The 20,902-nt window shown below is 72.2% G+C and carries 22 protein-coding genes and 2 pseudogenes; 9 read left to right on the top strand and 15 right to left on the bottom strand.

Features of this window, described 5'->3' with window-relative positions; genetic code table 11:
• The first annotated feature begins 198 nt into the window (after positions 1-198).
• Positions 199-1,551, top strand: coding sequence for an FAD-dependent oxidoreductase (locus AB0I88_RS35455; protein WP_361035087.1), 1,353 nt, complete (start codon positions 199-201; stop codon positions 1,549-1,551).
• A 278-nt stretch (positions 1,552-1,829) separates the two neighbouring features.
• Here AB0I88_RS35455 and AB0I88_RS35450 read toward each other — a convergent pair whose 3' ends face one another.
• Positions 1,830-2,438 carry a hypothetical protein gene (locus AB0I88_RS35450; RefSeq protein WP_361035084.1) on the bottom strand — a complete coding sequence of 203 codons (609 nt, stop codon included), beginning with the start codon at positions 2,436-2,438 and terminating at the stop codon, positions 1,830-1,832.
• 159 nt (positions 2,439-2,597) lie between these two features.
• Between AB0I88_RS35450 and AB0I88_RS35445 the strand changes: the two genes are divergently transcribed.
• Positions 2,598-3,338 carry a hypothetical protein gene (locus AB0I88_RS35445; RefSeq protein WP_361035081.1) on the top strand — a complete coding sequence of 247 codons (741 nt, stop codon included), beginning with the start codon at positions 2,598-2,600 and terminating at the stop codon, positions 3,336-3,338.
• A 133-nt stretch (positions 3,339-3,471) separates the two neighbouring features.
• Here the strand turns inward: AB0I88_RS35445 and AB0I88_RS35440 are convergent, their stop codons facing one another.
• Genes AB0I88_RS35440 through AB0I88_RS35430 form a run of 3 tightly spaced genes read right to left on the bottom strand, consistent with a single transcriptional unit; the run spans position 3,472 to position 6,561 of the window.
• Positions 3,472-4,629, bottom strand: coding sequence for an acyl-CoA dehydrogenase family protein (locus AB0I88_RS35440; protein ID WP_361035078.1), 1,158 nt, complete (start codon positions 4,627-4,629; stop codon positions 3,472-3,474).
• 16 nt (positions 4,630-4,645) lie between these two features.
• Positions 4,646-5,395: a 3-oxoacyl-ACP reductase FabG gene (gene fabG / locus AB0I88_RS35435; RefSeq protein ID WP_361035075.1), complete on the bottom strand. Its 750-nt coding sequence runs from the start codon at positions 5,393-5,395 to the stop codon at positions 4,646-4,648.
• A gap of 17 nt (positions 5,396-5,412) precedes the next feature.
• Positions 5,413-6,561, bottom strand: a complete 1,149-nt coding sequence (locus AB0I88_RS35430) for an acyl-CoA dehydrogenase family protein (protein WP_361035072.1) — start codon at positions 6,559-6,561, stop codon at positions 5,413-5,415.
• Positions 6,562-6,653: 92 nt separating this feature from the next.
• Between AB0I88_RS35430 and AB0I88_RS35425 the strand changes: the two genes are divergently transcribed.
• Positions 6,654-7,274: a TetR family transcriptional regulator gene (locus AB0I88_RS35425; protein WP_361035069.1), complete on the top strand. Its 621-nt coding sequence runs from the start codon at positions 6,654-6,656 to the stop codon at positions 7,272-7,274.
• Here AB0I88_RS35425 and AB0I88_RS35420 read toward each other — a convergent pair whose 3' ends face one another.
• Positions 7,275-8,234: an S-4TM family putative pore-forming effector gene (locus AB0I88_RS35420; protein ID WP_361035066.1), complete on the bottom strand. Its 960-nt coding sequence runs from the start codon at positions 8,232-8,234 to the stop codon at positions 7,275-7,277.
• A 295-nt stretch (positions 8,235-8,529) separates the two neighbouring features.
• Here AB0I88_RS35420 and AB0I88_RS35415 point away from each other — a divergent pair, with 295 nt between their 5' ends.
• Complete coding sequence (locus AB0I88_RS35415; protein WP_361035063.1) at positions 8,530-8,997, top strand: hypothetical protein; 468 nt, start codon at positions 8,530-8,532, stop codon at positions 8,995-8,997.
• Between the two features lie 41 nt (positions 8,998-9,038).
• Complete coding sequence (locus AB0I88_RS35410) at positions 9,039-9,896, top strand: L,D-transpeptidase (RefSeq protein ID WP_361035060.1); 858 nt, start codon at positions 9,039-9,041, stop codon at positions 9,894-9,896.
• On the opposite strand, the gene AB0I88_RS35405 is transcribed toward AB0I88_RS35410, so the two are convergent.
• The 3 genes and pseudogenes from AB0I88_RS35405 to AB0I88_RS35395 all read right to left on the bottom strand — a co-directional run bounded on the left by AB0I88_RS35405 (position 9,886) and on the right by AB0I88_RS35395 (position 12,186).
• The gene (locus AB0I88_RS35405; protein WP_361035058.1) at positions 9,886-11,127 is read right to left on the bottom strand and encodes a Gfo/Idh/MocA family oxidoreductase; all 1,242 of its coding nucleotides are present in this window, start codon (positions 11,125-11,127) and stop codon (positions 9,886-9,888) included. The genes AB0I88_RS35410 and AB0I88_RS35405 overlap by 11 nt on opposite strands.
• A gap of 119 nt (positions 11,128-11,246) precedes the next feature.
• Positions 11,247-11,474: pseudogene (locus AB0I88_RS35400) on the bottom strand (helix-turn-helix transcriptional regulator); the annotation flags it as partial.
• A gap of 451 nt (positions 11,475-11,925) precedes the next feature.
• Entirely contained in the window at positions 11,926-12,186 is a 261-nt protein-coding gene (locus AB0I88_RS35395) for a hypothetical protein (protein WP_361035055.1), read from the bottom strand.
• Between the two features lie 78 nt (positions 12,187-12,264).
• Between AB0I88_RS35395 and AB0I88_RS35390 the strand changes: the two genes are divergently transcribed.
• Positions 12,265-13,767, top strand: coding sequence for a SpoIIE family protein phosphatase (locus AB0I88_RS35390; protein ID WP_361035052.1), 1,503 nt, complete (start codon positions 12,265-12,267; stop codon positions 13,765-13,767).
• Positions 13,768-13,771: 4 nt separating this feature from the next.
• On the opposite strand, the gene AB0I88_RS35385 is transcribed toward AB0I88_RS35390, so the two are convergent.
• The 6 genes and pseudogenes from AB0I88_RS35385 to glnII all read right to left on the bottom strand — a co-directional run bounded on the left by AB0I88_RS35385 (position 13,772) and on the right by glnII (position 17,536).
• Entirely contained in the window at positions 13,772-14,596 is an 825-nt protein-coding gene (locus AB0I88_RS35385) for a hypothetical protein (protein ID WP_361035049.1), read from the bottom strand.
• 7 nt (positions 14,597-14,603) lie between these two features.
• Positions 14,604-14,882, bottom strand: a pseudogene (locus AB0I88_RS35380) (rhamnogalacturonan lyase); the annotation flags it as partial.
• A gap of 105 nt (positions 14,883-14,987) precedes the next feature.
• Positions 14,988-15,365, bottom strand: coding sequence for an ATP-binding protein (locus tag AB0I88_RS35375; RefSeq protein ID WP_361035046.1), 378 nt, complete (start codon positions 15,363-15,365; stop codon positions 14,988-14,990).
• Positions 15,358-15,687, bottom strand: a complete 330-nt coding sequence (locus AB0I88_RS35370; protein ID WP_361035043.1) for an STAS domain-containing protein — start codon at positions 15,685-15,687, stop codon at positions 15,358-15,360. The genes AB0I88_RS35375 and AB0I88_RS35370 overlap by 8 nt, the downstream gene beginning before the upstream one ends.
• A gap of 46 nt (positions 15,688-15,733) precedes the next feature.
• A complete protein-coding gene (locus AB0I88_RS35365) occupies positions 15,734-16,495 on the bottom strand; it encodes an N-formylglutamate amidohydrolase (protein WP_361035040.1) in 762 nt (253 codons plus the stop codon).
• A 39-nt stretch (positions 16,496-16,534) separates the two neighbouring features.
• Positions 16,535-17,536, bottom strand: a complete 1,002-nt coding sequence (glnII, locus tag AB0I88_RS35360) for a glutamine synthetase (protein WP_361035037.1) — start codon at positions 17,534-17,536, stop codon at positions 16,535-16,537.
• A gap of 170 nt (positions 17,537-17,706) precedes the next feature.
• Between glnII and AB0I88_RS35355 the strand changes: the two genes are divergently transcribed.
• The 3 genes from AB0I88_RS35355 to AB0I88_RS35345 all read left to right on the top strand — a co-directional run bounded on the left by AB0I88_RS35355 (position 17,707) and on the right by AB0I88_RS35345 (position 19,705).
• On the top strand, positions 17,707-18,171 hold the full coding sequence (locus AB0I88_RS35355) for a MarR family transcriptional regulator (protein ID WP_361035034.1): 465 nt from the start codon (positions 17,707-17,709) through the stop codon (positions 18,169-18,171).
• Positions 18,172-18,294: 123 nt separating this feature from the next.
• Positions 18,295-18,627 carry a hypothetical protein gene (locus AB0I88_RS35350; RefSeq protein ID WP_361035031.1) on the top strand — a complete coding sequence of 111 codons (333 nt, stop codon included), beginning with the start codon at positions 18,295-18,297 and terminating at the stop codon, positions 18,625-18,627.
• 214 nt (positions 18,628-18,841) lie between these two features.
• A complete protein-coding gene (locus AB0I88_RS35345) occupies positions 18,842-19,705 on the top strand; it encodes a universal stress protein (RefSeq protein WP_361035028.1) in 864 nt (287 codons plus the stop codon).
• Positions 19,706-19,735: 30 nt separating this feature from the next.
• On the opposite strand, the gene AB0I88_RS35340 is transcribed toward AB0I88_RS35345, so the two are convergent.
• The gene (locus tag AB0I88_RS35340; RefSeq protein WP_361035025.1) at positions 19,736-20,053 is read right to left on the bottom strand and encodes a protealysin inhibitor emfourin; all 318 of its coding nucleotides are present in this window, start codon (positions 20,051-20,053) and stop codon (positions 19,736-19,738) included.
• Between the last annotated feature and the right edge of the window lie 849 nt (positions 20,054-20,902).

The raw sequence follows: 20,902 nt of genomic DNA, 5'->3' as shown, positions 1-20,902 counted from the left end.
TCCTTTTAAAAGGCACGGCTGATAACCCGTCCGCGCTGATATCCGATTTCTGAGAATCGGTCGAAGCGCTTCGACGGGCGATCGGATAAATGCGACGACGGTTCAGGGATACGGTGACGCCCACCATAGATCCCGGCTGATGCGCCGGGCAACAGTCGCCCGTGACTTCGCAGAAATCCGCCGGCAACAGGAGGCAGAATGGGTGGCGTGCGACTCATCGTCATCGGCGGCGACGCGGCAGGCATGTCCGCCGCGTCCCAGGCCCGTCGCCGCCGCGGGCCGGACGAACTGGAGATCCTCGCCTTCGAACGGGGTGACTACACATCGTATTCCGCGTGCGGCATCCCGTACTGGGTCGGCGATCTCGTCGACGGCCCGGAGGCGCTGATCGCCCGGGACCCCGAGACGTTCCGCCGGGACCGGATCGAGGTCCGCACCGGACACGAGGTCACCGGCATCGACCTGGACAAACGCACCGTCACCGTGCGGGCCGGGGACCGCACCTTCGACGAGGGCTTCGACCAGCTCGTCTACGCCACCGGCGCCACCCCGATCCGTCCGCCGTGGGCCGACACACCCGCCCGCGGCGTCTTCGGCGTGCAGACGCTCGGTGACGGAGCCGCCCTGCGGGAGTGGCTGGCGCCCGGCCGGGAGACCGCGGTCGTCATCGGCGGCGGCTACATCGGCGTCGAGATGGCCGAGGCCCTGGTCCGCCGCGGACTGCGGGTCACGCTGGTGGAGAAGGCCCCGCAGCCGATGTCCACCATCGACCCCGACATGGGCGCGCTCGTGGCCGAAGCGGTGCGCGGGCTCGGCATCGACCTGCGCACCGGGGTGACGGTGAACGCGCTGGAGACCGGTGGCGGCCGGGTCCGGGCCGTGGTCACCGACGACGGGACGATCCCCGCCGACGTCGTCGTCCTCGGCCTCGGCGTGCGCCCCGACACCGCCATGGCCTCGTCCGCCGGCCTTCCGGTCGGGCCGGCCGGCGGGCTCGTCACCGACCTGCGGCAACAGGTCACCGACGGGATCTGGGCGGCCGGCGACTGCACCCAGGTCTTCCACCGGATCAGCGGGCGGCCCGCGCACGTGCCGCTCGGCACCCACGCCAACAAGCAGGGCCGGGTGGCGGGCATCAACATCGGCGGCGGCTACGCGACGTTCCCCGGCGTCATCGGCACCGCCATCACCAAGATCTGCGACCTGGAGGTGGCCCGGACCGGCCTGTCGTCCCGGGAGGCCGACACCGCCGGGTTCCGCTACGTCACCGCCACCATCGAGTCCACCAACCGGGCCGGCTACTTCCCCGGGGCGGTGCCGATGACGGTCAAGGTGCTCGCCGAACGCGACACCGGCATGCTCCTCGGCGCCCAGATCGTCGGCCGCGCCGAAGCCGCCAAACGCATCGACGCCTTCGCCGTCGCCGTCTGGAACCGGATGACCGTCACCGAGATGACCGCCCTCGACCTCGGTTACGCCCCGCCCTACGCCCCCGTCTGGGACCCGATCCTGATCGCCGCGCGCAAGGCCGTCGACGCCCTGGCCGGCTGATCGGCCACTCGCCCGGCTGCCGCCGCTTCCGCCTGCCGTGCTCCGGCAACCCCATCCGGCGGTACGGCGTTCGCCGCCCCGCCCAATCGTGGCCGCCCCGCCCGCGCCACGCGAGCCGTTGCCGGGTCACGGCCCTGCCGCGCCCGCCGGGCTGACCTCGGTGGTCCAGCTGGTTGTCGGGGCTGTCGCACACCACCGAACCGGTGAGCGGCATCCCGCGTACCCCGGAAAGCACCGGGAACCCGGCGGCGAACCGCTCGCCGAGACGGTTTCGCCGATCACCGGGGGGTGAGCGCGGCGAGGACCGCCGGGGCGCCGTCGCCGTCCCAGGCGCCGGTCAGCGTGGCGCCGGGCAGGCCCGTGCCGAGCCGCCGCGCCACGGTCAGCTCACCGGCGGCGGACCGGAGGACCACCGGATCGTCACCGGAGACCTCGACGACGTCGCCGAAGGCCGGCGTGTCGGCGCCGGAGCCGCGCAACGCCAGGTCGGGGTCACGGGGGACGCGCACGCCGCCGTCGTCCACCTCCTCGGGCGCCTCCCGGCCGGCGGCCCGGATCGTCTCGGCGAGCTGGGCCACGTAGACCGGATCGCCGACCGCGTCGTAGACCCAGCGGGCACCGAGAACGGAGTGCTCGGCGGTGCCGATCAGGAACCGCTCGGCGCCGGGCAGCGGCGCGCCCCGGTAGGTGAGCGGCACGTGCAGCAGCGGGCCCGCCCCCACCCGGATGATCATCGTCTCGATGCCGACCTGCCCGGCCGGGTCGTCGAACCGGGCCGCCGCGACCCGCTCCACCGTCCCGTCGGCGCCCCAGGGCCGGCCGGGCAGCCAGCCGGCGATCAGCTCGAGCTTGGAGGGGACGATCGTCGCCTTGTGCAGAAGAGCCATGCCAGGCAGCCTATGCCTTGTGGACCACCTCATCGCATGACCGGGGCGGGCTGCCGGCACCCGAGCCGTGGTCGTCCCGGCCCGGCGCGCCGTCCCTGCACGGCAGAGCGACAGCGGAGGCCGCGGCTTGGTTCTCTGTGTCGCTTTGGAGTGCGTGGTATGCGGCATCCGGTGGTGTGGGTGGTTCCGGCCGGGGTCCTGCTCGCCCTGGTGCTGATGCCGGTCAACGACGGTTTCTACCTCGGGGTCGTCAACCACGACCCGCAGGGCGACGAGCAGCAGTGGGAGTGGCGGTACGCCACCGAGGTGATGCGGCGGACGTCGGGTGTGCTCGTCGGGCACATGCTCGCCCTGGTCGCCGGGGTGCTGATCGGCCGGCGGCACCGGCACACGGTGGCGCTGGGGGTGGCCGTGGTGGCCGGCACGGTGCTCGGCCTCGCGGTGCTGGTGACGGCGCGGCTGGCCGGTGGGGAGCGGTTGCGGGTGGGCGCCGACGGGCGGGAGTTGTGGGAGCCGGCCGGGCTGGAGGGCCCGCCCTACTGGGCGCTGCTGCTGGCGTTCCCGCTGTACGCGCTGCTGGGTGTGGGCCTGGCGCGGCTGGTGGGCGGGCGGACGGGGGTGCCGGCCGTCATCGTGCTGGTCGCCGCGTGGCCGGTGGTGACGGCGTTCGGGCTGATGCGGGACGACGGGGCGAGCATCCCGGTGGCGCTGTTGTGGCTGATCCCGCCGCTGGCCGCGGCCACCGCGATCAGTTCGGCGGGCCGGTCGCCGGACGTCTGGCCGCCTGGTCCGGTGACGCCGGCCGGTGACTGGGGTGAGCACGCGGCGATCGCCCTGGTCGGCGGCCTGGTGATCTACGTGGTGGCGGTCACCGCTGTCTCGCCGTTGAGACAGCGGTGACGGTCCTGGCCGGACCACCGCGTCAGCCCGGAGCCCGCGCCGCGGCCCGGGCCCGGCAGGCGCTCGCGTGGAGCCGGCGGGACGGGGTGGATTCCGCGAGCGCTGTCCACCTCGTACCCCGAATGGTGTTTCTTTAAAGGCCCATGTCCTTCGCAATGATCATCTTCATCACCTCGGAGGTGCCGCCGTAGATGCGGTTGACCCGGTTGTCGGCGTAGAGGCGGGCGATCGGGTACTCGTTGATGAAGCCGTAGCCGCCGTGCAGCTGCAGGCAGCGGTCGATGACCCGGTGCGCCACCTCGGTGCAGAACAGCTTCGCCGACGCCGCCTCGGCCGCGGTCAGCTCGCCCGCGTCGAGGGCCTCCAGCGCGCGGTCGGCGACGGCCTGCGCGGCGTCCACCTCGGCCTGGCAGGCGGCCAGCTCGAACTTGGTGTTCTGGAAGCTGGCGACCGGCTGGCCGAAGACCTTGCGGTCCTGCACATACTGTTTGGCGAAGCGGACCGCGGCGGCGGCCTGCGCATAAGCGCCGTAGGCGATGCTCAGGCGCTCCTTCGGCAGGTTCTTGCCGAGGTAGTGGAAGCCCTTGTTCTCCTCGCCGAGCCGGTCCTCCACCGGCACCTTGACGTCGGTGAACGCCAGCTCGCCGGTGTCGGAGGTGCGCAGGCCCAGTTTGTCGAGCTTGCGGCCGACCGAGTAGCCCGGCAGCGTGGTGTCGACGTTGAGCAGGGTGATGCCGTAGCGGCGGTCGTCGGGCTTCGACGGCGAGGTACGGGCGCAGACGATCACCCGGTCGGCGAGGACACCGCCGGTGATGAAGGTCTTCGCACCGTTGAGCACGTAGTGGGTGCCGTCGTCCGACAGCCGAGCCGTGGTGCTCATGCCGGCCAGGTCGCTGCCGGTGCCGGGCTCGGTCATGGCCAGCGCGTACATCGTGTCGCCGGAGACGAAGTCGGGCAGCCAGCGCCGTTTCTGCTCCTCGGTGCCGAGGTCCAGCAGGTACGGCAGGCCGAGGGCGACGTGCGCCCCGGCCGCGCCGAAGGAGACCCCGGCCCGCATGGTCTCCTCGGTCTGGACGGCGGCGAACTTGAAGCTGCTGATGCCGGCGCCGCCGTACTCCTCCGGCACCTCGATGCCGAACAGCCCCAGCTCGGCGAGCTGCTTGTAGAAGTCCCGCGGCACCTGGCCGTCGGCGAACCACTGGTCGTAGCGGGGCACGACCTCGGTCTCGATGAAGGCGCGCAGGGTCTGCCGGAACGCCTCGTGGTCCTCGTTGAAGACGGAACGACGCATGGATCAGTCCTTCGGGCTAGAGACGGCGTCCGCCGTCGACGTAAATCGTCTGGCCGGTGACGAAGGATGCCGCGTCACTGGCCAGGAACGCGACCACCCGCGCCACGTCCTCCGGGCGGCCGACCCGGCGCAGCGGGGTGACCTCGGCGGCCTTGGCCCGCATGTCGGCGGCCGAGACGCCCACCCGGGCCGCGGTCGCGTCGGTCATCTCGGTGACGATGAAGCCGGGGGCCACCGCGTTGACGTTGATGTTGAACGGGCCCAGCTCCATGGCCAGGGTCCGGGTGAGGCCCTGGATGCCGGCCTTCGCGGCCGAGTAGTTGGCCTGGCCCCGGTTGCCGAGGGCGGACACGCTCGACGTGTTGACGATCTTGCCGGAGCGCTTCGGGACCATGTGCCGCTGGGCGGCCCGGCTGCACAGGAACGCGCCGCGCAGATGCACGTTCATCACGATGTCCCAGTCCGACGCGGACATCTTGTGCAGCAGGTTGTCGCGGAGCACTCCGGCATTGTTCACCAGCACGTCCACCCCGCCCAGCTCGCCGGCGACCTTGTTGATCACCGCGTCCACCTGGGCCTCGTCGGAGACGTCGCAGCCGAGCGCGAGGGCGGTCCCGCCGGACGACTTGATCCGGTCGACGGTCTCGGCGCAGGCCTGCTCGTCGAGGTCGAGGACGGCGACGGCGGCGCCCTCGCGGGCGAACTGGATGGCGGTGGCGGCGCCGATGCCGCGCGCGGCGCCGGTGACGATGGCTACCCGACTCATAAGGCGAATCCCCTGTCTCAGAACGCGCTGATACCGGTCAGCGCACGGCCGATGAGCAGTTTCTGGATCTGGCTGGTGCCCTCGTAGAGGGTGGTGACGCGGGCGTCGCGCATGGCCTTGCCGACCGGGAACTCGTCGACGTAGCCATAACCCCCGAAGATCTGGATGGCCTGGTTGGCGGCCTTGACGGCGCTCTCGGTGGCGAACAGCTTGGCCATCGACGCCTCGGTCCGGTACGGCAGACCGCGGTCGACCAGGTCGGCGGCACGCCAGACGAGCAGGCGGGCGGCGTCGGTCTCGACCGCCATGTCGGCGATCATGTCCTGGATCAGCTGGTAGCCGGCGATCGGCTTGCCGAACTGGGTGCGGTCCTTCGCATACGCGATGCTCGCCTCGAGGCAGCCCCGGGCCAGACCGACCGAGCCGGACGCGACCGCGATCCGGCCCTTGTCCAGCGCCGCCATGGCGATCTTGAAGCCGGCTCCCTCGTCGCCGAGCCGGTGGTCGTCGCCGATCCGGACCTCGTCGAGGATGATCTCGGCGGTGGCCTGGCCGCGCAGGCCGAGCTTGCCCTTGATCTCCCGGCGGGCGAACCCGGGCGCGCCGGTCGGGACCAGGAACGCGGTGACGCCCTTCGGGCCCGGCCCACCGGTCCGCGCGAAGATCAGCGCCACCCCGGCCCAGGTGCCGTTGGTGATGAAGATCTTCTCACCGGAGAGGACCCAGTCGTCGCCGTCGCGGACCGCCCTGGTGATCAGCGAGCCGGCGTCGGAGCCGGTGCCCGGCTCGGTGAGCCCGAAGCAGCCGAGGATCTCCCCGGCGCACATCGGCGGCAGCCATTGGACCTTCTGCGCCTCGGTGCCATACGCCTGGATGCTCTTGGCGACCAGGCCGAGCGAGACCGAGACGATGCCGCGCACGGAGGTGTCGCCGCGCCCGAGCTCCTCCATCATCAGGCAGTAGGTGACGAAGTCCCCACCCGAGCCGCCCAGCTCCTCGTCGATCCCGAGGCCGAGAAAGCCCAGGTCGGCGAGCTTGCCGACGATCTTCGTGTCGACCTGCTCGGCACGGTCCCACTCGGTGGCGTGCGGCACGACCTCACGGTCGACCCAGTCGCGGGCGAGGTCACGGAACTGCTGCTGCTCCGCCGTCAGGCTGAGGTCCACGGCGACTCCCTGGGTTTACTGAACACTGTCAGGTTTCTCGGGCCATGCTAACTTAACACCGTTAGTTGAACCAAGCCCTTCGGGAGGACCGCATGCCCCGGCCCACGACGCCGCTGCTGAGCCAGGCAGGCATCCGCGCCTCCGCCCTGGAGATCATCGACCGGGAGGGGCTGGACGGGCTGAGCATGCGCAAGCTGGCCGCCGCCCTCGGGGTGAGCGCCCCCGCGCTGTACTTCCACTACCCGACCAAGGAGCATCTGCTCGACGACGTGGCCAGCGAGATCATGGAGAAGGTGGACGTCTCCGCCTTCGGGCACGGCTGGCGGGAAGGCCTGCTGACGTGGGCCCGCTCCTACCGGGCGGCGCTCGCCGAGCACCCCAACATCGTCCCGTTCCTGGCACGCGGCCCCGGCCAGCGCGACGCCTCGCTGCGCCGGGCCGACGCCATCCACGGCGGCCTGGTCGCCGCCGGCTGGCCGCCCCGGGAGGCCACGATGATCGGCGCCTCCACCAAATACCTGGTGCTGGGCGCCGCGATGGGCTCGTTCTCCCGGGGCTTCGTCGACGACGTGCAGGTCTACCTGGACCGCTACCCGTCCCTGGGCGACGCCCACCGCTTGCGCGAGCACGCCGACACCGTCGACCGGGACAGCTTCGAGTTCGCCCTGACGATGTTCCTCGACGGCCTCGCCGCCCGCCTCTCGAAACCCTGATCACGGGCGCGGCGGCCGCAGGTTCAGGCCCGCGTCCAGCAGCTCGCGGCGGGTCTCGGCCAGACCGGCCGTGAAGTCGCTGCTGTCCTGGGCGAAGTAGCGGTGGAAGAACCAGGACGGCACCCGGGGCGCCCGCCGCCGGGTCAGGAAGAGCTGGTCCTGCACCTGCCGGGTCAGCAGGCACAGGTCCTGCCGCACCGCCGGGTCCCGGGCGACCGCCGCGGTCTGCAGGCAGCGGGCCCGCGAGAAACGGGCCACCCGGCGCCGCTCGGAGAAGATGCCGCGCTGCTCCCGGAAGGTGTCCCAGCCGAGCATCAGCATGCCGAGCGAGGGGACACACCACTGGACCACGAAGTCGGTGACCGTCGAGCCGCGGACCATCGCCGACAGCAGTCCCACGGCGGCCCAGGCGAGCAGGCCGACCAGCACGGTCCGGGCGTACCGGCGGCGGACCCGGCCACCCCAGGCGAGGTTGAGCTGCTGGCGGGTCAGCACGTCGAACGGGGGCGGCAGGTTCGGCATCGCGTACGACGCCCGCAGCGAGTCCTCCGAGCCACGGAACCGGCTGCTCAGCTTGTGCACGTCCTCGGCCGGCACCTCGTCACCGGCCAGCACGTGGTTCCACCGCAACTGGAACAGCCGCACCTCGAAGGCCTCCTGCAGCAGCGCGGCCCGGCGCAGCTCGCGGTGCGCCCAGGAGGCCAGGCCCAGCGAGTAGACGAGCGCCCACAGCGCTCCGGCCATGGTCACCGCGATGCTCAGCGAACGGGTGAACCCGGTCGACTCGAGCGCGCCGGCGAAGACCGCGCCCAGCCCGAGAGCGGCGAGCGTGACAGAGATGGCGATCCGCAGCGCGGCGAGGCGGCGGACCCGGGCGTGTGACACCGTCATCGCTCGAATCAGGTGACAGAGCGTGGGCTCCAGCTGACGCTGCCGCACCACAGATCTCCGCTCGGACATGCGCGCCACCGCCTGCGCCACGGATCACATCGGATACCGCAAGATTAGCCCCGATTAACAGACATGCTCATCTATATCTCCAGATGGCGGTAAGGTCAGGGCGTTCGGAGGGCGGCCGTCGGGGAGAGCCGGCGCCGAGCGTCGCCGCCGGCGCCCACGACGGAGCCACCGAGGGCTCCTGCTCGTCCGCCGCGTAACCGACCGTCACGGCGCTGCCCGACAGCACTCCCCCGGCCGGGTGACGAACACGCCGTCGTGATCACCCGGGCCCGGTGGGCCGCCTAGCGTCGTCCCCATGTTCGGACGCGTGATCATCGCGGCGGCCACGCTGGCGGCGGCACTGCCCTCCCCCGCCCACGCCGGCGGCCGGTACGGCCCGGAGCTCGTCGACAAGTACGCCGTCCCGGCCGTCCGCTCGGGCGCCACCGAGTGGGTGAAGACCTGGTGGACCAGCAAGTCGGACGTGTGCGACGTACGGGTCGTGGTGTCCGCGCCCGGGGTGACCGTCACCTATCCGGAGAACACGAAGACGTACACGTCGTTCCGCCGGACCGCCGACCTGGCCCGTGGCGACAACGACTACACCGCCTTCCGGGTGACCGCCACCGCCGCCGTGACCAGGTGGATCGACTTGAGGACCGAGGTCAGCTACACGAAGCTGGCCGCCGGCACGCTCAGACCCGGCAGCGCGGTCAACGTGCCCTGCACCGGTGACCGCAGCGACCGGATCACTACAACACGCCTGCTGATTCTGGGCGGATAGGGCCGGAATCAACTCCAACGGGACGGCGCTACCCTGGTCCGATGCCGACCAGCCGGACACGCCCGCTCCTCCTGCTGCTGACGGCGGCCGCTCTGATCGTCGCCCTGGTGGTGGCGGTCGGGCTGGCCCGCGGCGACGAGCCGGACGGCGCCCCGGCCGCCGCCCCGAGCGTGTCCGTCCCGGTGACGCCGGGCAGCCCCGCGGCGACCGTCGCGGCGGCCGCCACGCCACCGGACGGTCTGCCGGTGATCGCCTATGCGAAGGGGCCGCGTGGCCTGCCCGCCGACCCCGACCCCGGATCGGTGTCCGCCCTCACCGAGGCGCTGCGGCCCGCGCAGCGGATGGCGCTGTACGACGCCCCCGGCGGCCGCCCCCGCGCCTGGCTCCCGCCCCGGATCAGCGGGCTGCCGGTGGTCGCCCCGATCGTCGCCCGGCAGAACGGCTGGGCCGCCGTGCTGGTCCCGGCCGCGAACCGCACCGTCGGCTGGGTGCCGGAGGCCGGGTGGCGGGCCGAGCCGCTGCGCGACCAACTGCTCGTCGACCTGGCCGACCGCCGCCTCATCTGGCTGCGGGAAGGCGCCGTCAAAGCCCGGTGGACCGTGGCGATCGGTGCCGACGCCACCCCGACGCCACACGGCCGCACCTTCGTGATGGGCCGCACCGGCACGTCCGGCGGCGTCTTCGCCGGGCTCGACGCGCTGGTGCTCGGCTCGGTGCCCGAGGAGCCGGAGAAGCTGGCGGCCGGCCTGCGGGGCGCGCACACCGGCATCCACGCCTGGACGAACCGGTCCGCCTTCGGCAAGGAGGTGTCCAACGGCTGTGTGCGGACCCCGGCGGCCGCCCAGCGCGAACTGCTCGATCAGGTCGACCCGGGCACCCCGGTGATCGTCACAGCGTGACCACCGCCCCGGTGAGCCGGGAGCGTTCCGCCGCCCACACCACGCGGTGGCTGTCCAGGCTGGCCCGCGCCCCGGAGCCGAGCAGCGACTGATCCCGGGTCGCGACCGCGTCGACGAACGCGCGGATCAGCCCCGCGTCGCCGCCGCCGTGCCCGCCGGCCGCCGTACCGTCACCGGCGACGACCGGCACGTCCCGGCGGCTTCCGTCGCGGAAGTCGGTCAGCGTCAGCGTCACGCCGTCGCCCTCCAGACTGCCGTGACTGCCGAAGATCCGGGTACGCCGATGCCCGTCCCCCGGGGTGAACGCCACCATCGAGAACGCCGCCGTCGCCCCGCCCGCGAACTGCAGGTTCACCACCTGGTGGTCGACCACGTCGTTGTCGCAGTCGTAGACGCACCGCCCGTAGTCGCCGGTCCGCAGCGCCTTGCGGACCGCCGTCTCGGTCGGCTCCTCGGTGACCGCGCCCAGCGGCCACCGCTCCCGTGCGGGATCACCCAGGCACCCCAGGTAGAGGCGCACCGCGGAATACGGGCAGTCCGGCTCCACCCGGCAGTCCAGGCAGCGGCCCGCCGCCCCGCCGGGACGGTTCTCCGGCCGGAAATGGGTCAGCGACCCGAACGACGACACCCGCTCCACCGGCCGCCCGACCAGGAACATCAGCCAGTCCAGATCGTGACAGGACTTGGTGAGCAGCATCGGCCCGGACTCCGCCTCCCGACGCCAGTTGCCGCGGACGAACGAGTGGGCGGCATGCCACCAGCCGACGGGCTCCAGGTGCTGGACGCTGATCACGTCGCCGAGCAGGCCGGCGTCGAGCACCCGCACGATCGCCGCGGTGTACGGCGTGTACCGCAGCACGTGGCAGACCGCGAAGATCCGCCCGCTGCGCTCGGCCGCCTCGGTGATCCGCCGGGCGGCCGGCTCCGCCGGGGCCATCGGCTTCTCCAGCAGCACGTCGAGGCCCCGGCCGAGCAGGGCGACCGCCGGTTCCTCGTGCATCCGGTCCTGGGTGGCGACGACGACCGCGTCGATCCCGTCGCAGCCGGCCAGGCCACGCCAGTCGGTGAAGACCCGCTCCGGCGGCAGATCGTGCTCGGCGGCGAACCGGGCACGGCGTACCGGATCGGGCTCGGCGACCGCGGTGATCCGGCACCGCCCGGTGGCCGCCGCGTGCCGCGCGTAGGCGGCGCCCCGCAGCCCCGCCCCGGCGACCGCGAACCGGACCGTCATCAGCGCGCGACCGGTTGCGCGCTCGGGGCGCAGCTCACCCAGCGGCTCGCCGCGCAGCGCGGCCCGCCGCCCCGGTTGGCGGCCAGCCGAGTGATCGTCTTCGGCGCGGGCGCCGCTTCCCGCAGCATCTCCCGGCGCACCTCGTCGAGCAGGTCCGGCATCGCCAGCCCGAGCGCCCGGCAGATCGCCGCCAGCACCTCCGACGACGCCTCCTTGGTGCCGCGCTCCACTTCGGAGAGGTACGGCAGCGACACCCCGGCGGCCGCGGCCACCTCCCGCAACGTGCGGCCCTGACCCAACCGGATCCGCCGCAGCACCGCACCGATGACCCGCCGCAACAGTGGCATGCCCCGTCCCCCTCCACCCGACTCGTCCGCTGCCATCATCGCCCGGCGCGCCCGGCGGTGCTACGGTAGGCCCAACCGGATCCCGGATGCAGGCGCCTTGATCGCCCCCGCTGATCCATCCTCCCCGAGCCGTTCACCGGCTTTCCGCGCCGGCGGCGCACTCTCTCGAATCGAGTCACCACCATGACCGGTCCGTACCCGTCCGGCACCCGCCACGACGGGCTTCTGCCGCACCCCGCCGAACTCGCCGCCACCGCGCGGCTGCGCCACGCCCTCTCCGGCCCCGACCGCCGCGAAACCATGACCCGACTGCGCAGAGAGCTCCGCGCGACGCCCACCAACGTGGAGTTTCTCACCAGATTTCGTACGCGTGAGCACAGTCCCGCCCGTACCCCGCGATCTTTCCGGTCCCTTGCGGCCGTGCCGCGTCCGCCGGGCGTGAGCGCGCCGCTCAGCTCAACCGATCAATGATCCTCTTGGCTTCGGCGAGGTCGGCGCCGGTGTGGGCGCGATAGGCCTTGATCGCCTGGATCTTGCGACCGTTCCGGAGGTGTTCCAGGACGTCCGGATAGTCCGCCGCGGGTTCGGGGATCTCCATCCGGGCGAGCAGCAGGTCGAGCTTGCGCTCGACGGCGGCGAGACGGGCGCTCTGCCGGGCACGGTCCCGGGAGGCGTTGCCGAGCTGGGCGCCGACCAGCACGAAGAGGATCATGACTGGAATCGTGAGAAGAAGTACGTCCACAGCAGGATGGTGACACCCGGCCGCACCCTTCACCGATAGGCTGCTCGGATGGCGGTCGAGGCCGTGGTGCGGGAGCTGCTCGCCGCGATTCCGGTGGGCTGCACCTGGGTCGTGCCCGTGCGCGGGCCGGCCGGTGAGCTGCGGGATTTCCGGATCGCGGCGACGAGCGACCAGATCCGGGACATCTTCGGGCGGGGCACGCAGCGCATCGACAAGCTGCTCGGTGAGCTCTACCCCTCGCTGGTCGGCAGTCCGTTGTGGAACCTGTACGCCCAGGTCCTGGAGACCGGCGAGCCGGGCCGGATGGACGAGTTCCGCCACGAGGAGACCCGGACCGGGGCGGTGGCCGAGTCCCGGTTCGAGATCAGCGTCTACCGGGTGCTGGGTGGCCTGCTGGTCTGGTGGCAGCGGGTCGACGAGTACCAGCGCCGCCTGGAGCACACCGAGGTGCTGGGCAGCCTGGGCTGGGCGGAGTACGACCTGGTGACCGCCGGCAGTGACTGGTCCCCGGGGATGTACCGGATCTTCGGCCGCACCCCGGCGGAGGGCCCGTTGTCGCGGACCGATCAGGCGCGGGCGATGCTGCCGGAGGACCGGGGGATCGCCGAGACCGCCTGGCAGACGCTGGACAGTGGCGCGACCTCCGACGTGACGATTCGCTTCCTGATCGGTGAGAAGGTCAAGCACCTGCGGATCCTGTCGGACGTGGCCCGCGACGCCACCGGCTCGCCGGTGAAGATCTACGCCGTGGTGCAGGACGTGACGGCCCGCGTCGACTCGCGTACCGAGATCGAGCGCCTCAGCGACCGGCTGCGCAGCCGCGAGATGACCGCGCTGGCCGAGCACCGTCTGGCCGGCCAACTGCAGAACATGATCCAGCCGGTGCCGGCGGCCCCGTTCGCGCTGGCCGGGCTGGAGGCGATGGTCAGCTATCTGCCGGCGGAGCGGGCCGTGCAGGTGGGCGGCGACTGGTACCACGCGCAGACCCTCGAGGACGGGCGGGTGGCGCTGGCGATCGGCGACGTGGCCGGGCACGGGCTGGAGGCGGCCAGCGGGATGGCGCACCTGCGGTTCGCGCTGGTGGCGTGGCTGTCGATCGGCATCCACACGCCGGGTGAGCTGCTGCGGCACATGAACCGGCTGTGTGCCCAGCTGGGCATCACCGGCACGGCCCTGGTGGCGATCTACGATCCGCGGACCCGGTCGCTGCCGTGGGCCCGGGCCGGGCATCTGCCGCCGCTGCTGGGCCGCGCCGGCACGAGCACGGAGCTCACACGCCCGCCGGGCCTGCTGCTGGGCGCCGAGCCGGAGACCGAGTTCCCGGAGGTGAGCGCTCAGCTTGCGCCGGGCGATCTGGTGCTGTTCTTCACCGACGGCCTGGTGGAGCGGCGCGACCTGGGCGTGGACGGCCGGTCGGCGGAGGTGCACGGGCACCTGTCGGCGATCTCCGCCGATCCGGGGACCGCGCCACTGCCGCGCATCCACAAGCTCCTCTACGCGCCGAGCCCGGACGACGACACCTGCACCCTCGCGGTCCGCGTGGTCGCCTGACGGCTCAGCCGAGGGACGCGAGCCAGCCGGGCGCGCATTCTTCGGCGGCGCGCGTCCAGGCCGCGGTTCCGCCCGGCAGAGGCCATGCCACGGTACGCCCGAAGGCGCCCTCCGCGGCCGAGAGATCCCGTGCGAACTGCCGCCCCAGTTCCACCAGAACGGGTTCCGGGACGGACCGGGCCCGCAGTGCCTCGTCGTTGTGCCGGTAGCGGTCGGCGACGGCGGCCGTGTCCCGGGCGATCCGGGCGGGGTCGACGGCCGAGACGGTGAGCACCGCCGGCGCCCGGTCCTCGGCGAGCGCCGCCACGAGCCGGTCGTGGCCGTCGAGCAGCAGGTGACAGTCCAGGCCGCTGACCCACCAGAGCAGGACCGGGGGCAGGATGCCGTCCCGGGCCTGCTTGCGGTAGGCCTTGACGCGGCCGTCTCCCGGTCCGGAGAGCTCCCGCAGCGGCAGGACCTGCCCGGAGCCGCCGTGGGTGAACCAGTCGATCCAGCCGGGACTGTCGGTGAGCAGGGATCGGCTCCAGCCGGGCCGGAGCGGCTGGACGTCGGCGCCGATCCGCCAACGGCCGGTGCGCGCGGGCTCGTACCCCGGCTCGGTGAGCGCCCGCCGGAAGTGATGCACCCAGCGTGCCGACCCGCTGTCGCCGATCGCGGCCGCCCGGGCCGCCCGGATCGGCGGGAGCACGGACCGGTAGCGCCCGGTCCGCACGTAGTCGACGCCCCAGAGGTCGCGGTCGACGCGGGCGAACAGCACGGGAACGCCGGCCTGCCGCAGGAGCAGCAGGCCGGCGCCCGCGACTTCGAGACGCGGCCCGGACCGGTTCACCGGCCCATCATGGCAGCCGTCGGCGAGCGTAGATCTTCGGCCGGGCCGGGGTGGTCATGCCGTCGCCGAGGAAGAAGCTCGGGTGCGGCGGCTGGCTGTAGGCGGTGTTCTGCCAGGCCGGCGCCACCCGGCACCGGGAGTCGTGTGCCAGCGTGTGGATCCGGCGGCCGGTGACCGTGGGGGTGCTGTGGATGCGCAACACCGACGAGTCGGACAGCCGCCACACGATCTCCTCGCGCCAGTCGCCGAGGATGTCGCCGGAGAGAGCCGGGGTCTGCCTGGTGCTGTTGTTGGAGGCGTCAACGCAGGCAGATGCCGGCCAGGACCGATACTGTCATCGCTCACATCGACGATCGCGTGCGTAGCAAGGTCGCAGCTCCGCTGTCCAGAGCTAGAGATCGAGGCAGATCCGGACGAGGGTGCCGCCGGGGACCGCGGTCGTGTAGACGGAGTCGCAGACCCGCTCGACGATCGCGAGCCCGCGGCCCCGGATCGCCTCGGCCGACGGCATGGCCCGCCCGAACGGCCGCCCGGCGCCCTGGTCGACGACATCACAGACGAGCCGGCCGTTATCCGCCCAGACCCGGATGTGGCCGCCGCCGCTGGTGTGCTGCAGCGTGTTGGTGGTCAGCTCGCTGACCGCGAGGGTGAGCACGTCGATCCGGGCCTCGGGCAGTCCGAGAGCGAGCGCGCGTTCGGTGACGAAGGCGCGCACGGCCCGCAGGTCGTCGGGCACGTGATACGACATCCCGTCGCGGGGGTCAGGCATGACGGCGCTCTTCGGCCGGAGCGGCCAGCAGGGTGTCGAGGCCGGTGAGTTCGAGGACGGCGGCGACCGGGCCGGTGGCGTTGGCGACGTGGACGCGGCCGCCGGAGTTCTTGGCGGCGTGATGCGCGGTGACGAGGCTGTGCACCCCGCTGGAGTCGATGAAGGTGAGCCGGGCCATGTCGACGAGGACGACCCGGGACCGGTGCACGGCGTCGAGCAGGACGGCGGTCAGATGCTCACGGGCGGCGAGGTCGCACTCACCGGCGAGAGCCACGACGACGCGGCCGTCACCCACGGACGTCCGCGCCTCGAAGTTCACCACCGGCCCATCATGACATTCCACCAACCGGATCGCCGCCACCAGGCGGTCACCGGTGCCGGTGAATCGTATCGACGAGGGTGGCCAGCGCCCGGGAGATCCGGTCGATGCCGGCGGTCGGTGGCCCGCCCGGCTCGATCATGTACTGGTCGCGGCGGATCTCCACCATCAGGGCGGAGACGGCCGGGTTCCGGTCGTAGTGCTCGAGCGGAACGTAACAGCCGGCGAACGGGCTGTTCAGCCCGGTGTCGCCGAACGCCTCCCGGGCCGCGTCCCGCAACCGGTCCGGGGTGTGCAGCGGGTGGGTGCCCAGGCAGACCGGCGGGCGCGGGCCGTCGGCGTGCAGCTCGTACGGCAGGGCCGCCGTCGGATAGGAGTGCACGTCGAGGATCACCGCGTGCCCGGTCGCGGCCAGCCGGTCGCCGACGAGTCCGGTCATCGCTTCGGCGTACGGATGGAAATGCTCGTGAAGGAGGGCCGCGTCGCGCGAGGGATCGTCGTCGCGCAACCGGCGCCCGGCGTAGCCGTGGGTGTAGACCGGTCCCATACCGGCCCGGAGCATCTCGTCGTCGGTGAAGCGCTCGGGGTCGACGACCAGCCGGGACAGGGTGTTCACGAAGATCCACGGTCGGCGGGCCGCGGATTCGGCGGCACGGAACGCGATCAGATCGGTGTGTGCGTCGGTGAGGTGGTCCAACTCCTCCACGACGATGTCCGGATACAACCCGGATTCAACGAGATCGCGGGAGGAATGGGGCACGTGCAGGATCACCGGCGACGCGGCGTCACCGGGCAGAACGTCGAAGGCCACCGCGCGAAGAATACGCGCGGTGGCCTTCGACGGAGTGGATCAGGCCAGCTCGGAGCAGATCGTGTCGATCAGCAGGCGGGTGACCACGTACGGGTCCACGTTGGCGTTCGGGCGGCGGTCCTCGATGTAGCCCTTGCCGTCCCGCTCGACCTGCCACGGGATGCGCACCGACGCGCCACGGTCCGAGACGCCGTAGCTGTACTCGGTCCACGGGGCGGTCTCGTGCAGGCCGGTGAGACGCTGGTCGATGCCGGCGCCGTAACCGTCCACGTGCTCCTGGCGCTTCTTGCCCAGCGCCTCACAGCCGGCGATGATCGCGTCGTAGCCCTCGCGCATGGCCTTGGTGGAGAAGTTGGTGTGCGCCCCCGCGCCGTTCCAGTCGCCCTTGACCGGCTTCGGGTCGAGGGTGGCGGAGACGCCGTACTTCTCGGCGATGCGGTAGAGCAGCCAGCGGGCGACCCACAGCTCGTCGGCGACCAGCGGCGCGGCGACCGGGCCGATCTGGAACTCCCACTGCCCCGGCATGACCTCGGCGTTGATGCCGGACAGGTGCAGGCCGGCGGCGAGCACCGCGTCCATGTGCTCCTCGACGATGTCACGGCCGAAGACCTCGTCCGCGCCGACGCCGCAGTAGTAGCCGCCCTGCGGGGCCGGGTAGCCGCCGCCGACCGGGAAGCCGAGCGGGCGGCCGTCCTTGAAGAACGTGTACTCCTGCTCGATGCCGAAGATCGGCTCCTGGTCGGCGTACTTGGCGGCGACCTCGACCAGCGCGGCACGGGTGTTGGTGGGGTGCGGGACGCCGCTGATCAGCTCGACCTCGCACAGCACGATGATGTTGTCGCCGCCGCGCAGCGGGTCCGGGCAGGTGAAGACCGGCCTGAGCACACAGTCGGACTTGTCGCCGGGCGCCTGGTTGGTGCTGGAGCCGTCGAAGCCCCAGATGCCGGGAGCTTCGCCGTCAGCCAGGATCTTGGTCTTGGAGCGCAGCTTGGCGGTGGGCTGGGTTCCGTCGACCCACAGGTACTCGGCCTTGACAGCCATGGTTCTTTTTCTCCTCAAAAGGGGGCACTCGGGGCGTACTCCACTCAGCCTGGCTTAAGCTGATAAACACTCACTAAACCCAGGCCCAGCGCGAGGACTGTAACCCCCTTAGATCAACTCCACGTTTCCGTTCCCGCACCGCGGGCGCGTGATCCCGGTAACTTTGAGCGGTGGTACGGCCCGAACTCGGTTATCTGGTGCTCCAGGCGGGACGTCTCGTGCAGAGCGCGGTGGACGATGTGGCCGACGAGTTCGCGATGCCCTCTCTGGACCTTCTCGCCCTCTACGTGCTCGGCCAGCACGAGGGCCTGACCGGCCGGGCCCTGGCCCGTATGCTCCACGTGCGACAGTCCTCGATCACCCCGCTCGCCGACCGGCTCGAAGCGGCCGGCCTCATCGAGCGCCAACGCGACGAGACCGACCGGCGGCGGATCTGGCTCTGCCCCACCCCGGCCGGCCGCGACCTCGCCGACCGGGCCGCCGACGTGGTCCGGGCCACCATCGCGGACGCCTTCGCCCCGCTCTCCCCCGGCGCCTCGGAGGCACTGGCCGCCCTGCTCGGCGAGGTGGTCGGGCCCTGGGCCGCCGAGATCGTGGCGAGCGGCGGAAAGGTCACCGGAGCCGGGCCCGACTGAGCAACGCCGGCGACGCGCGGTTCACCCCGGGAGGACACACGCGTGCCAGGAGGGAAGGCAGTCTACGCAATAACCCTTCAATACGGCATTTCTATCGATTGATGCGGCTGTTACGCTGCCGGAATGTCGTGGCGACGAACCTTTCGTGAGCAGGTCCGCCAGCAGACATCGCCGGAGACCGAGAGCCCCGCCATCGCGCGCGCCCGGGGTTTCGCCGCCGTGCTCAGCATCATCTTCGGCCTGATCGGCGTGAGTGGGTTCCTGTCGGTGGCACTCGGCAACATCTCCCGGACCGCCGGGATCGGTTGCGCACTCATGGCCGCCGGAGGCGTGCTGGGTGGGTTCGTGCTGCTGAAGCGAGACGTCGGCACCGCACGTCGGCTCGGTCTGGGCGCCGCGGCCTGCACGGTCCTCGGTTTCGCCGGGTTCTACGTGGCATCGATGCTGACGTCCTGACGCGGTCGGGCGCCTCGAACACCGGGGAGACACGTACGCCTCGCAACTCGGCCGACGGCCCCGCGGCGCCGCCGCCCGGCAACCGCACGTGGTGACCTTCCGCCGCCCGGTCACCGGCCCCGTCGATCCGGGCGGCGGAAGCCGTGCTCACAGTCTTGAAGAACTGAACCCGACCCACCACGATCAGGGGGATCAGGCACAAGGAGGCGGCATCATGGCCACTCAGAGGATCGTCGTGGGCTATGACGGATCGTGCGACTCGCGCAAGGCCGCCCGCTGGGCGCTGGACGAGGCGGAACGCATCGATGCCACGGTCGAGCTGCTGTACGCCTACGAGTGGCCGAGCTACGTCCCCGCAGCGGCGATGATGCCGGGCGCCGCCGTCTACCCGGACGCGGACGCCGACGACGCGGTCGGCGAGATGCTGGCCCTGGCCGTCGACGCCGCCGCCGCCACCCATCCCGGCGTCCACCTGTGCACCCGGGTGGAGCACGGCACCGCCGCGGTGGCGCTGGCCCAGCGCAGCGCCGAGGCCGCCCTCGTGGTGGTCGGCGGGCCCCGGCACTCGGTCGTACGATCTCTGCTCGGCTCGACCAGCGCCTCGGTCGGCACACACGCCCGCTGCCCGGTGGTGGTGGTCCGCGGCGAGCCACGCACGACCGACCCGGTGGTCGCCGGGGTGGACGGCTCGCCGACAGCCGGCCCGGTTCTCGCCTTCGCGTTCGAGCAGGCCGCGGTGCGCGGCGTGCCCCTGCGTGCGGTGCACGGCTGGCCACCCCCGGACGGGGGCCGGGACCTGCTGTCGGACGCCAACCTGAGCGCGGTGGCCGCCGAGCGGCGCCGGCTGGACGCGATCGTCGCCTGCTGGCGTCGGCGCTTCCCCGCAGTGCCGGTCAGCACCGAGATCCTGGTCGGCGCGCCGGGCGAGGTGCTGGTCGAGGCGGCGGCCGGAGCGCAGCTGGTGGTCGCCGGCGCCCGGGTCCGCCGCGCGCTGTGGACGGCGTTGCGGCCGTCGGTGGGCCGGCACCTGCTGCACCGGGCACGCTGCAGCGTCGCCCTGGTACACGGCGCCCGGTAGCGCCCCGGCAGACATCGAGCGGGCGGTCTCCTACCCCGGCAGCGGAGCGCGGGCGGCGCTGGTGAGGAACCGCAGGAGGGGGCGCAGTTCCCTGGGGACCGTCGGCTCGCAGACGGTCGCACGCCAGTGCCGCCCGCCGTTCTCGACGGCCAGTTCGTAGCGGGTCAGGTCGGCCCGGCAGGTCGCGCCGATCTCCGCCCCCACCCGGGTGAGATCGAGTTCCTCGACGAGGCGGCGCAGCTCGCGGGCCTGGTCGAGCGGAAGGGTCGCGGAGTCGAGCACCACGCGCAGGGAGCGGTCCGTGAATCCGCCGGTTCGGCGCAGCTCGGCTCGTATGTAGGAGTTCACGTCTTCAGAGAGTGGCACCGACCCGACACCGGGACAGTCAGATCAAGGCCATTGCCCGCTGTCGGTTCTTGAACAGCGCCCGGCCGGCACCGACCCGCACGGCCGGTCCGCCGCCCCGCCAGCGCGCGACCGCCGCCGTCAGCGTGCGACCGACCCGCACGGTCCGACCGCCGCCGCCAGCGCGCGACCGCCGCGCCGAGGCGGCCGCCGCCGCGCTCCCGGTCAGCACTGACATAGATGATGTTCATGTGCACCTCCCGCGCCAGGGTCTGACCCAAGCTCTGACTGACTTCGGGTCTTTAAAGGGATCTGTCCCTGCCGGCTTATCAATCAAGCTCGCTACCAGCGCATATTCGGTCCGGCCCCGTTGCCAGGCCTCACGACGCGGGTGCCGGGTGGCGGAGACCGGACCGGGATCAGGGATTCGATGACCGGCGACGGTGATCGGCGACGGTGACGGCAATCGGTGGTCGGCGGTCCAAGGCCGGTGAAGACCCGTCCGCTGCAGCGGTTGCGCATGTAGACGGCATTGCGTGAACGGTGTGCTCGTCGCTGGGCAAGACCGGCGAAGCAACCCGGCCGGCCGCGGTGGCTCCTCGGCGACCGCCGCTGACGCTGCCCCTTGGACTCCAGCGTGCGGCACCGGCCGGCCGTCACAGGCCATCACGTTCACCGGCTGGCCGCGCACGCAGGAACGGATCCCCGTCCGGGGAGACGGGACACGGATCTCGGCTATCTGTGTTCCGCAGACGTGACACCCGCAACGGGTGTCGTCACACCCACTACGGGTGTCACGTTCTCCGAGCACACATCGCCCTGCACGCCGGCCCTCCGCCCACCGGACGCCAG

Source organism: Actinoplanes sp. NPDC049802, from assembly GCF_040656595.1.
Taxonomy (GTDB): Bacteria; Actinomycetota; Actinomycetes; order Mycobacteriales; family Micromonosporaceae; genus Actinoplanes.
This window is presented reverse-complemented; position numbering and strand designations above follow the sequence as displayed.

Excerpts from the sequence above, each read along its gene's own strand:
- fabG (WP_361035075.1), bottom strand. The coding sequence starts at position 5,395 with ATGAGTCGGGTAGCCATCGTCACCGGCGCCGCGCGCGGCATCGGCGCC.
- glnII (WP_361035037.1), bottom strand. The coding sequence starts at position 17,536 with ATGGCTGTCAAGGCCGAGTACCTGTGGGTCGACGGAACCCAGCCCACC.
- AB0I88_RS35395 (WP_361035055.1), bottom strand. The coding sequence starts at position 12,186 with ATGATCCTCTTCGTGCTGGTCGGCGCCCAGCTCGGCAACGCCTCCCGG.
- AB0I88_RS35350 (WP_361035031.1), top strand. The coding sequence starts at position 18,295 with ATGTCGTGGCGACGAACCTTTCGTGAGCAGGTCCGCCAGCAGACATCG.
- AB0I88_RS35375 (WP_361035046.1), bottom strand. The coding sequence starts at position 15,365 with ATGCCTGACCCCCGCGACGGGATGTCGTATCACGTGCCCGACGACCTG.
- AB0I88_RS35420 (WP_361035066.1), bottom strand. The coding sequence starts at position 8,234 with ATGTCCGAGCGGAGATCTGTGGTGCGGCAGCGTCAGCTGGAGCCCACG.
- AB0I88_RS35425 (WP_361035069.1), top strand. The coding sequence starts at position 6,654 with ATGCCCCGGCCCACGACGCCGCTGCTGAGCCAGGCAGGCATCCGCGCC.
- AB0I88_RS35410 (WP_361035060.1), top strand. The coding sequence starts at position 9,039 with ATGCCGACCAGCCGGACACGCCCGCTCCTCCTGCTGCTGACGGCGGCC.
- AB0I88_RS35405 (WP_361035058.1), bottom strand. The coding sequence starts at position 11,127 with ATGACGGTCCGGTTCGCGGTCGCCGGGGCGGGGCTGCGGGGCGCCGCC.
- AB0I88_RS35345 (WP_361035028.1), top strand. The coding sequence starts at position 18,842 with ATGGCCACTCAGAGGATCGTCGTGGGCTATGACGGATCGTGCGACTCG.
- AB0I88_RS35445 (WP_361035081.1), top strand. The coding sequence starts at position 2,598 with ATGCGGCATCCGGTGGTGTGGGTGGTTCCGGCCGGGGTCCTGCTCGCC.
- AB0I88_RS35440 (WP_361035078.1), bottom strand. The coding sequence starts at position 4,629 with ATGCGTCGTTCCGTCTTCAACGAGGACCACGAGGCGTTCCGGCAGACC.
- AB0I88_RS35390 (WP_361035052.1), top strand. The coding sequence starts at position 12,265 with ATGGCGGTCGAGGCCGTGGTGCGGGAGCTGCTCGCCGCGATTCCGGTG.
- AB0I88_RS35455 (WP_361035087.1), top strand. The coding sequence starts at position 199 with ATGGGTGGCGTGCGACTCATCGTCATCGGCGGCGACGCGGCAGGCATG.
- AB0I88_RS35450 (WP_361035084.1), bottom strand. The coding sequence starts at position 2,438 with ATGGCTCTTCTGCACAAGGCGACGATCGTCCCCTCCAAGCTCGAGCTG.
- AB0I88_RS35415 (WP_361035063.1), top strand. The coding sequence starts at position 8,530 with ATGTTCGGACGCGTGATCATCGCGGCGGCCACGCTGGCGGCGGCACTG.